At 21.3% G+C, this 11,532-nt stretch carries 8 protein-coding genes; 3 read left to right on the top strand and 5 right to left on the bottom strand.

Features of this window, described 5'->3' with window-relative positions; translation table 11 throughout:
• Nucleotides 1-4: 4 nt before the first annotated feature.
• From speB to prfB, 3 genes are read right to left on the bottom strand one after another with little or no spacing between them, the layout of a single operon-like run.
• Nucleotides 5-880, bottom strand: coding sequence for an agmatinase (speB, locus tag H0H33_RS02670; RefSeq protein ID WP_185877863.1), 876 nt, complete (start codon nt 878-880; stop codon nt 5-7).
• Entirely contained in the window at nt 855-2,276 is a 1,422-nt protein-coding gene (locus H0H33_RS02665) for a type III PLP-dependent enzyme domain-containing protein (protein ID WP_185877862.1), read from the bottom strand. Before H0H33_RS02665 ends, speB begins: the two co-directional genes overlap by 26 nt.
• Nucleotides 2,277-3,359 carry a peptide chain release factor 2 gene (prfB, locus tag H0H33_RS02660; RefSeq protein ID WP_185877861.1) on the bottom strand — a complete coding sequence of 361 codons (1,083 nt, stop codon included), beginning with the start codon at nt 3,357-3,359 and terminating at the stop codon, nt 2,277-2,279. It abuts the gene before it with no gap.
• A 94-nt stretch (nt 3,360-3,453) separates the two neighbouring features.
• On the opposite strand from prfB, the gene H0H33_RS02655 reads away from it, so the two are divergent.
• Together H0H33_RS02655 and era are read left to right on the top strand one after the other, a co-directional pair.
• Nucleotides 3,454-6,057 (top strand): ATP-dependent Clp protease ATP-binding subunit, encoded by a 2,604-nt coding sequence (locus H0H33_RS02655; protein ID WP_185877860.1) that lies wholly within the window; start codon nt 3,454-3,456, stop codon nt 6,055-6,057.
• 7 nt (nt 6,058-6,064) lie between these two features.
• On the top strand, nt 6,065-6,961 hold the full coding sequence (gene era / locus H0H33_RS02650) for a GTPase Era (RefSeq protein ID WP_185877859.1): 897 nt from the start codon (nt 6,065-6,067) through the stop codon (nt 6,959-6,961).
• Nucleotides 6,962-6,977: 16 nt separating this feature from the next.
• Here era and tyrS read toward each other — a convergent pair whose 3' ends face one another.
• Both tyrS and H0H33_RS02640 read right to left on the bottom strand, forming a co-directional pair.
• Nucleotides 6,978-8,246 carry a tyrosine--tRNA ligase gene (gene tyrS / locus H0H33_RS02645; protein WP_185877858.1) on the bottom strand — a complete coding sequence of 423 codons (1,269 nt, stop codon included), beginning with the start codon at nt 8,244-8,246 and terminating at the stop codon, nt 6,978-6,980.
• Nucleotides 8,247-8,622: 376 nt separating this feature from the next.
• Nucleotides 8,623-10,179, bottom strand: coding sequence for a hypothetical protein (locus tag H0H33_RS02640; RefSeq protein ID WP_185877857.1), 1,557 nt, complete (start codon nt 10,177-10,179; stop codon nt 8,623-8,625).
• 150 nt (nt 10,180-10,329) lie between these two features.
• Between H0H33_RS02640 and H0H33_RS02635 the strand changes: the two genes are divergently transcribed.
• A complete protein-coding gene (locus H0H33_RS02635; RefSeq protein WP_185877856.1) occupies nt 10,330-11,505 on the top strand; it encodes a 2-isopropylmalate synthase in 1,176 nt (391 codons plus the stop codon).
• Nucleotides 11,506-11,532: the final 27 nt, after the last annotated feature.

The following is an 11,532-nucleotide window of genomic DNA, read 5'->3' as shown; positions in this document are numbered from 1 at the left end:
ATAATTAATGACTTAATTTTGATTCGTATTTATACGATAATAATTTATAAAAAAGTTTTACTGTTAAAAAATCTGTACAAAATTCTTTTTTGTAGGGTAATAGTTCTACTATATCAAATCCTACTACATTTTTTTTATAAAAAACATGTTTAAATAATTTTAAACTGGTATACCAATCTAAACCCCCAGGTTCTGGAGTACCAGTTGCAGGAGCTATACTTGGATCAAAAACGTCTATATCAATACTGATAAATACATTATTAGATAATCTTTGAATTACATCTGTAATCCATGATTCATTCTTACATTCAAAAATATTATGCATATAGAATACATTTTTATTTTTAATAACATTTTTTTCCAGTATGTCCATACTACGTATTCCTACTTGTACTATAGGATATTTTTTTGATGCTTCATACATAGAACATGCATGATTGTATGGATTTCCATTATATATTGGTCTTAAATCTGCATGTGCATCCATATGAAGGATACTCATATCTGAATATTTTTCACCAAATGCACGGATTCCTCCTATTGATATAGAATGATCTCCTCCAATTAATGTTACAAATTTTTCTTTTAGAAGAAATTTTTTTGTTATATGATATACTTTTTTTATCATATTTTTAGATGAATTTGAATTAATTTTTACAAAAGGAGCTACAAAAATGCCTTTTTTATATACTTCAGAATCAGTTTCAATATCATATAATTCTATATAATTAGATGCAGAGAGAAATGCAATTGGTCCGTATTTAGATCCTTTTTTCCATGTTTGTGTATAATCATATGGAACTGGTACAATAACAATATTTGAATTTTTTAAATTTGAATATTTATATGGTAAATTAGAAAATTTTCTTTTTATTTTCATATTTTTTATATCCCAATATTTTTAATATTTCTTTAGGTTTTTGAATTTTTCTAAATATTTTATACTTAAAATTTTTTTTTTCATCTTTATCTATTAAAATATGAATAGGTTGAGGTATTAAACAATGATGAACTCCTCCGTATCCACTAATTGTATCTTGATATGCTCCTGTATTAAAAAAACCAATATACAATGGAGAATTTTTACAAAAACTAGGAAGATATATAGCATTTATATGTTGTTCTGAATTATAATAGTCATCACTATCACATGTTAATCCTCCTAAAAAAACTCTTTCATAAGAATCGTTCCAACGATTAATGGCTAGCATAATAAACCTACTACTTATTGCCCATGTATCAGGTAGTGTAGTCATAAATGAACTATCTATCATATTCCATTTTTCTTTATCATTTTGACATTTTTGGTTTAAAATTTTATATAAAATTCCTCCACTTTCTCCTACCGTATAGGCCCCAAATTCTGTATATATATGAGGGACAGATACATTTTCTTGTTGACAAAATTTTTTTATTTGATAAATAATTTCATTTGCCATATATTCGTAATCATATTTAAATGACATAGATGTTTTTATTGGAAATCCACCTCCTATATTTAATATTTCCAATTCTGGAGCAATTTTTTTTAATTTTGCATAAATATGCAAGCACTTAAATAATTCATTCCAATAGTAAGCTGTATCTTTTATTCCTGTATTAATAAAAAAATGTAACATTTTTAATTCTACCTTTGAATTATTTTTAATTTTATTTGAATAAAATATAATAATATCTTTATATCCTATTCCTAATCTAGATGTATAAAATTCAAATTTAGGCTCTTCTTCAGAAGCAATTCTTATACCTAATTTAAAAGGATAATTGATAATTAAACTCAATTTTTCTAATTCATCACAATTGTCAAGTATGGGGATGGTATTATAAAATCCATTGTTAATTAATTCTGATATATTATTTATATAATTTTTAGTTTTAAATCCATTACATATAACCTCTATATTTTTATTAATTTTTCCTTTTTTATAAAGATTTTTTACGATATCTATATCGTAAGCATATGAAGTTTCTATACTTATATTATTTTTTAATACTTCTTCTATAATAAATGAAAAATGAGAACTTTTTGTGCAAAAACAATAAGTATATTTATTATTATAATGATTAGATTGTATAGCCTTTTCAAACCATCTTTTTGCATTTTTTATATTTTGAGAAATTTTTGGTAAATACGTAAATTTTAATGGTGTTCCATATTTTTTAATAAGTTTCATTAAAGGGATTTTATGAAATTCTAATAAATTATTTTTAATTGAAAATTCTTCAGTGGGAAATTCAAAAGTTTGATCTATCAAATCAATATATCGTATTTTCATTTATTTTTTTAACATTATAAATTTTTTTAAAAAAATATTTATTTCTCCACTCATTACAGATTGTACATCTGTAGTTTCATAATTAGTTCTAAGATCTTTTACTAGTTTGTATGGATGCATAATATAATTTCTTATTTGATACCCCCATTCTATTTTCTTTTTTTCAGATTTTATTTTTTCTTTTTTTTTATTGTTTTTTTTTATTTCTATTTCAAATAATCTAGACTTTAAAAGTTGTAAAGCTTTTTGTCTATTTTGTATTTGAGATCTAGATTCTGTATTTTCTATTATGATTCCCGTAGGAAAATGACGCAATCTAACCCCAGTTTCTACTTTATTGACGTTTTGCCCTCCTGCTCCGCTAGATCGAAAAGTTTCCCATTGAATATCTGAGTTATTTATTTCTATATTAATTTTATTATTTATCATAGGATAGACATAAACAGAGGAAAACGAAGTATGTCTTTTTGAATTGCTATCGAATGGAGATATTCTTACCAATCTATGTACTCCATTTTCACCTTTCAAATATCCAAAAGCATATTTACCATTTATTTCTAATGTTATGGATTTTATTCCAGTAACATATCCAGGTAAGTAATGTATTTTTGTTGTTGAAAAATTATTTTTTTCTGCCCACATCATATACATTCTGGTTAACATAGAAGTCCAATCACAACTTTCTGTACCCCCTGCCCCAGCAGAAATTTGTAATATTGCATTTAAATTATCTTCACTTTCAGAAAATATATTTTTTAATTCTACATATGAAATTAGTTTATTAATTTTATTTAACTGATGTTTGTATTCTTCATATAAATTTTCTTCTGTAGATAAAGAATATATTATTTTTAATTCTTCAAATGCTTCTTTAATTTTTGAAAATTCTTCAATACATATTTTAATTTTATTAAATTGTTTAGATATATATTTCGAATTTTTTTTATTTTTTTTCCAAAAATTTGGGTTACATATTTTTTTTTGTTTTTCATCTAATTCTTTTTTAAGATGATCGATCTTAAGCATTTTTTGTATTTGATAAATTTTATCCGATAGAAATTTTATTTCTTCTTTTTTTATCATAATCACATAATCATTTAAATTAAATATAAATTTTTAAAACTATAAAAAATTTATATATTAATAATTCGTTAAAAAAATGAATTAAATTTTTTATATGAATTTCAATAAGTTTACAATAAAATCTAAAGAAATTATACAAGAAGCACAAAATATAGCATTAAATCATTCTCATCAATCTATTGAGAATTCACATATTTTAAAATCAATGATAAATATTGAAAAATATATAATTCCATTTATTTTTAAAAAATTAAAAATTGATTTTTATTCAATATTAATTGGATTGGATCAAATTATATCTTCTCATCCTAAAATAATTAGTAAAATTTTTAATCAACATTTAAGTCAAGGAGTAATTAAAATGATTAGTATAGCCAAAAATTATGCTAATGATTTAAAAGATCAATTTATATCTTCAGAGCATTTTTTATATGGGATTTTCATGACTAATGATAAATGTTCTCAATTATTTAAAGATCAAGGAGTAACAGAAAAAAGTATTAAAGTAGTGATTGACAATATTAGAAAGAAAAATGGAAATATAACTTCATTTTATGATAACAAAACATATAATATATTGGAAAAATATGCAAAAAATTTAAATGATTTAGCATTAAAGGGAAAATTAGATCCAGTTATTGGAAGAGATGAGGAAATACGTAGAATATTACAGATTTTATCTAGAAGAACAAAAAATAATCCTTTACTGATAGGAGAACCTGGAGTTGGAAAAACAGCTATTGCTGAAGGATTAGCACATAGGATTATCAGTAGAGATATTCCAGATAATTTGAAGGATAAAAAAGTTTTTTCATTAGATATGGCATTATTAATAGCTGGAGCTAAATATAAAGGAGAATTTGAAGAAAGGTTAAAATCTGTAATAAAAGAAGTAGTTTCTTCAAACGGAGAAATAATATTATTTATTGACGAAATTCATACTTTAGTTGGAACAGGTGGAGGAGATGGAGCAATGGATGCAGCTAATATTTTAAAACCAGCATTAGCAAAAGGAGAATTAAGGTCTATAGGTGCAACTACATTAAATGAGTATCAAAAATATTTTAAGGTAGATAAAGCATTGGAAAGAAGATTTCAACAAGTATATGTTAATGAACCTACAACTACTGATGCTATATCTATATTACGTGGAATAAAAGAAAAGTATGAAAGTCATCATAAAGTAATGATTAAAGATGAATCAATTATAGCAGCTGTAGAATTATCAAAAAGATATATTAATGAAAGATTTTTACCAGACAAGGCCATTGATCTTATTGATGAAGCTGCATCTAAATTAAGAATGGAAATTAATTCTAAACCAGAAGAACTAGATGTTTTATATAGAAAAATTATGCAAATGGAAATACAAATAGAAGCATTAAAAAGAGAAAAAGACGAAAAAGAATTAATTCCATTAAAAAAAGAATTATATAAATTAAATGAAAAAAAAATAGAACTACAATCTCAATGGCAAAGTGAAAAAGATTTAGTTGAAGGTATACAGAAGTCTAAAGATAGAATAGAAAATTTTAAATTTGAATCAGAACAAGCCGAAAGAATGGGGGACTATGGAAAAGTAGCAGAATTAAGATATGGAAAAATTAAAGAAGAAGAAAATAAAATTAAATTATTTGAAAAAGAATTAAAAAAACAAGAGGATAAAGGAAAAAAAATGATACAAGAAGAAGTTACTAAAGAAGATATTGCTCAAGTAATATCAAAATGGACAGGAATTCCGGTAACAAAAATGCTTGAAAGTGAAAAAGAAAAATTATTATTATTAGAAAACAAATTACATAATAGAGTTATTGGGCAAGATGATGCTATTCAATCTATATCTAATGCAATAAGAAGATCTAGAGCAGGATTGCAAGATGAAAAAAAACCAATAGGATCTTTTTTATTTATGGGGGGGACAGGAATAGGAAAAACAGAACTAGCTAAAGCTATAACAGAATATTTATTTGATGATGAAAATAATATGATTCGTATAGATATGAGTGAATATCAAGAACGTCATTCTATAAGTAGATTAATAGGTGCTCCTCCTGGATATATTGGATACGATGAAAGTGGACAATTGACAGAATCAATAAGAAGAAGACCTTATAGTGTAATTTTATTAGATGAAATAGAAAAAGCACATTCTGATATTTTCAATGTTCTTTTACAAGTTTTAGATGATGGAAGATTAACAGATAATAAGGGTAGAACTGTAAATTTTACAAATACTATTATTATTATGACTTCTAATATAGGAGCTGATATAATTCATGAAAATTTACATAAAAACACAATATCTATTTATGGAATAGAAAATACTAAAAAATATTTAATCGATTTATTAAAAAGCTTAGTTAGACCTGAATTTATCAATCGTATTGATGAAATTATTTTATTTAAACCTTTAAATAGAAAAGAAATTAAAGATATTGTAAAATTACAAATGATAAAGTTAAAAAAATTATTATTAAAAAAAAATATTCGTATAGTACCAACAAATGATGCTATAGAATATTTATCAGAAAAAGGATATGATATTAATTTTGGAGCTAGACCTTTAAAAAGAGTCATTCAACATGAAATATTAAATAATCTTTCTAAAGAAATTCTTAAAGGAAATATCAAAAATAATCATAATATTTTAATAGATTTTTTTAAAGAAAAGGGAATAGTTTTTATAAATAAAAAATAAAATAATTTTGAATTACAAATCTGGTTTTGTAAATATTATAGGATTTCCTAATACAGGAAAATCTACTTTAGTTAATTCTATTTTAGATAAAAAAATATCTATTATTACAAATAAACCGCAAACTACTCGTCATAGAATATTGGGGATTTTAAATAAAAAAAAATTACAAATTATTTTATCTGATACTCCAGGATTTTTAGAAAAAACAAAAAATATATTACATAAAATAATGATGCAATATATTAAAAAATCATTTGAAGATGCAGATATTATATTATTAGTTACTGAATTAGGAAAATTTCCAAAAATACCAATAATATTTTATAAAAATTTAAAAAAAATAAAATTAAAAATACCAATAATTATATTAATAAATAAAATTGATAAAATAGGATTAGAATTTAGAGAAAATATTTTATATAAGACGATTAACCATTGGAATAAAATTTTTCCTAAATCAGAAATACTTCCTATTTCTGCATTAAAAAATCTAAATAAAGATTTACTTATGGATAAAATTTACAAATTATTACCTAAACATCTTCCTTTTTATCCTAAAAAATTGTTAAGCGATAGAAATAATTATTTTTTTGTTAATGAAATAATAAGACAAGAAATATTTAATTATTATAAACAAGAAATACCATATTCTGTTGAAATAAAAACTGAATTTTTTGAAAAAAAAAAAAATATTATTTATATATCTTCAATTATATATGTAGAAAGACGTTCACAAAAAATTATTTTAATAGGAAAAGAACAAAAATCTATTAAAAGATTGAGATATTTTTCAGAAAAAAATATTACCTCATTTTTTGATAAAAAAATAAAATTATACTTATTTGTTAAAGTTTACAAAAATTGGAGAAATAATTATAAAAAATTAAAAAATTTTGGATATTAGTTTTAATTTTAAATTTTTATTCTATTTTTAATATAAAAAAATTTTTTTTTCCATATTGTAATAATATATATTTTCCACCTATTATATATTTTTCATCTATTAATAAATCTTTTTTTATAGAAATTTTATTAATAAAAATTGAATTATTTTTTATTGCACGAAATGACTCGGTCTTAGAATGGAAAAATCCAATTTTTTTTAAAAGATTTGATAAAAGAATTCCATTATTAAATTCTATTTTATTTAAAACATTGTTTGGAATATTATTATAAATGGATATATAATCTTCATATTTTAAATATTTAAAATTTTTACTATTTTTATTAAATAATATTGATGTTACATTTATTATTTCTTCATATTTCTTATTTCCGTGTACTAATTTAGTTAATTCAATAGATAATTTTTTTTGTAATAATCTTTTGTTTGGATTTTTTCTATGTTTCAATATTAAATCATATATTTCTTCTTTAGAAAAAAGAGTATACATTTTTATATATTTTTCTACTTCTAGATCTGATATATTTATAAGATATTGATAAAATTTATATGGAGATGTTTTATTTTCATCTAACCATATATTATCTTCTATTTTATTACTTTTTCCAAATTTCATTCCATTGTATCTAGTTATTAATGGAACAGTAAATCCATATAATTTTTTACCAGTTTTTTTTCTTATAAATTCAATTCCTGATGTGATATTACCCCATTGATCTGATCCACCAATTTGAAGTTTACAATTTTTTATCTTATTTAAATAATAAAAATCATATCCCTGAACCAGAGAATAAGAAAATTCATTGAAGGGGATACCATTCTCCATCCTACATTTAACAGAATCTTTAGAAATAAGATAATTTACAGAAAAATATTTACCTACTTTTCTAAGGAATTCTATAAAAGATATTTCTTTCATCCAATCATAATTATTTAATAATTCTATTTTTTCTGAAAAAAAATCAAAAAGTTTATATATTTGATTTTTTATTGATATTATATTTGTTTCTAATGTATTTTTATCTAATATTTTTCTATCAGAGTTTTTTCCAGATGGATCACCTATAAGACCAGTAGCCCCTCCAATTAATATTATTGGATTGTATCCAAATTTTTTAAAATGAATCAATGTAATAATAATTAAAAGATTTCCTATATGAAGAGAGTCAGATGTGGGGTCAAATCCTACATAAATAGTGATAGGTTTTTGCAATACACTTTTTAAATTAGGTACACTATCTTGTATTAATCCTCTCCATATTAATTCATTTATAATATTTTTCATAATAAAAAATTGTAATTAAAATATGATAAAAAAAATTATATTATATAATATTATAACCTTGGTAATAGCTTTTTTTCATATATCATTCAATACAATATGTTTAAAAAAATATCCATATTTTATATTGAAATTATATACTTTTTTACTTCCATTAAATAGTATATTTTTTTTTTCTGTAACATATATAAAAAAAATAATATTTTTGTAATTATTTATATTCTATCGGAAATATTAAAACTTACATTTAGTATTTGTTTTTTTTTCTATTCTATACAATCATATAAATCAAAAGATAATTTTTATAATTTTGTTGATTTTATATTATCATATTTTATAATATTAATTATTCAAACATTTTTTTATATAAAATAATTGATTATCTAAAATTTTTTATAAATTTATCTTTTACAATTGATTCAACAGTTTTATTTTCTATTTTTGCAGATAACCATGAGATAATATCTAAATATAGAAACACTCTTTTTTCATAAGGATGATTATAGTATTTAATTAATTTATTTTTCAATTTTCTAAAATTATTTTTTATTTGATTTGGATATAATTTTCCTAAATTTTTAAAAAAAAATATAATATCTTTTTGAACAAAATACCAATCATCCATTTTCATCAAAAATTTATAAGTAGATTTAATTTTTTGATCTAAATTTTCATCTATTCCACTTTCATATAATGCAATTATATATAATAATCTAGAAAAACATTGTAAATCTTGTCTTAAATTATTTTTTTTATTTTCAATAATTTTCAATAAAAAATATATAGTATTTTTATTATCTCCACTTCCAAAATATAAACAAGCAATTTTATAATAGAAAATCATAATATAATGAGGATCTATTTTTTTAGATATTTTTCTCAATTTATTCAATAAAAATGGAATTAATTTATTGACTCCTTCAGTAAAAGTACCTTCCATATAATGTTTATTAATGAGATTAGTATATCTATAAATAAAAATAAAAATTTTAGTATTTTCATTTATAATTATATCTCCATTTTCTATTTCTTTTTCAAACTGTTGTAGTACAATAGAAAATTTTGAATAAAAATTTAGATAATATAAAGAATCTAACAAATAGTGATATCCTTTTAAATAATTAATTGGAGTTAGTTTTTTTAGTTTTGTATGAAATTGAAATAATTTTATCCATTTCAATGAAATATGATAACACATTAAAAAATCTTGTTGTATATAATGATACCATATTTGAGCTTTGTATAAAAATAATTTTTCATAAAAACGTAATTTATTAATACTAAATTTTGGTATTTTAGTTCTAAAATAAGTTTCTACAAATATTTTATCTTTTTCATTCTTAACATATCCTACTTTTAAGTATAATCCATATAATTCTAAAGATAAATTAGATAAATCATTTTGATATTTAATTTTACCTATTAGTTCATTAGAATCTGTAGATAAATTTATAGATCTATCATAACTACTTCTGGTTATATGTTGAGATTCTATCATTTTTTCAAATTCTATTAACTCTAATAAAATTGTATTATATTCATAATTTTTAGCAATAATTTTTGCTTTTTTTAAAAATTTTAAACTTTGTATATATAATCCTTTATTATAAAGAATTTTAGAAAAATCTAAATACTCATGTATTTGAATATCAAAATTATTTTTAGTAAGTTGTATTTTTAAACTTATTAATATTTGTTTATATAGATTAAATTTTACATTAGAAAGTTGTTTTTTACTTATTGTAGTTTTTTTTAAAATATGTTTTTCATCATAAACATTCATATGATTTATTACTTCGAATAATTCTAAATATTTAGAATATTTATTTTTTTTAATACGATTTACATAAATTTTAAAATTTCTTTTTTCAGATTTAGAAAGAGTTTGAATAAATAATAAAAGGTAATCTAAATAATTATTTTTTTTATTAGACATTGTAATTAATTTATAATATTAACATTGATTAATAGATATATAATAAATAATTACAATAATTAAACATTGTAAATATTGAAATAATTTATTTCAATTTTATTTTTATAAAAAATAGTTTTGAAACTTATTTAGTAAACTCCGATATGAGTTATGGTAGGAAAAAAAAAAATTCATATTTTTGATACGTCATTAAGAGATGGAGATCAGTCTCCAAGATGTCAATTAAATACTAAAAAAAAAATAGAAATAGCAAAAAGATTAGAAGAATTAGGTGTAGATGTAATTGAGGCAGGATTTCCTATATCTAGTCCAGAAGATTTTAATTCAGTACAAAAAATATCTCAATCTATATCTCATACAACAATATGTGTATTATCGAGAGCGTTAAAAAAAGATATAGAAATTGCAGGAATTTCTTTAAAAAATGCTAAAAAACCTAGAATCCATACAGGAATAGGTACCTCTAATTGTCATATACGTTATAAGTTTAATAGTAATCCAGATAAAATTATGGATATCGCTATTAATGCAGTAAAATATGCAAAAAAATTTGTAGAAGATGTTGAATTTTATGCAGAAGATGCTGGACGAACAGAAAATAATTTTTTAGCAAGAATTTGTGAAAATGTAATAAAACATGGAGCAACAATAATAAATATTGCTGATACTACAGGAAACTGTTTACCAGAAAATTATGGAAAAAAAATACGATTTTTAAAAGAAAATGTTAAGGGAATTGACAAAGTTTTATTATCTACTCATTGTCATAATGATTTAGGATTAGCAACTGCTAATTCATTATATGGAATAATAAATGGAGCAGAACAAGTAGAATGTACTATTAATGGAATTGGAGAAAGAGCTGGAAATACTTCATTAGAAGAAATAGTTATGATTTTAAAAAAAAATCATTATCTAAATTTATTTTCTAATATTAATACTAAATTATTATCATCTATTAGTAAATTAGTATCTAATTATACAGGTATAAAAGTACAACCACATAAGGCAATAGTCGGATTGAATGCGTTTACTCATTCTTCAGGAATTCACCAAGATGGAGTAATTAAAAAAAAAGAAACATATGAAATTATTGATCCTAAAGAAATTGGCGTTAATAAATCATCTATTATCCTGACTTCTAAAAGTGGTAGAGCAGCATTAAACTACCGTTATAAAAAATTAGGATTTAATTTAAGTAAAAATTCTTTAGACATAATTTATTCTATTTTTATAAAATATGCTGATAAAAAAAATGAAATAAATAATGAAGAATTAAAAATGATAATAAAAAAAGCTTCTTTGAATTATAAAATCTTTAAGTAATAAAATTTTAACTTTATAAAAATATTT

The organism is Blattabacterium cuenoti (genome assembly GCF_014252415.1).
Classification (GTDB): Bacteria; Bacteroidota; Bacteroidia; order Flavobacteriales; family Blattabacteriaceae; genus Blattabacterium; species Blattabacterium cuenoti_Y.
The sequence above is the reverse complement of the archived record's forward strand: the minus strand, read 5'-3'. Positions and strand labels throughout refer to the sequence as shown.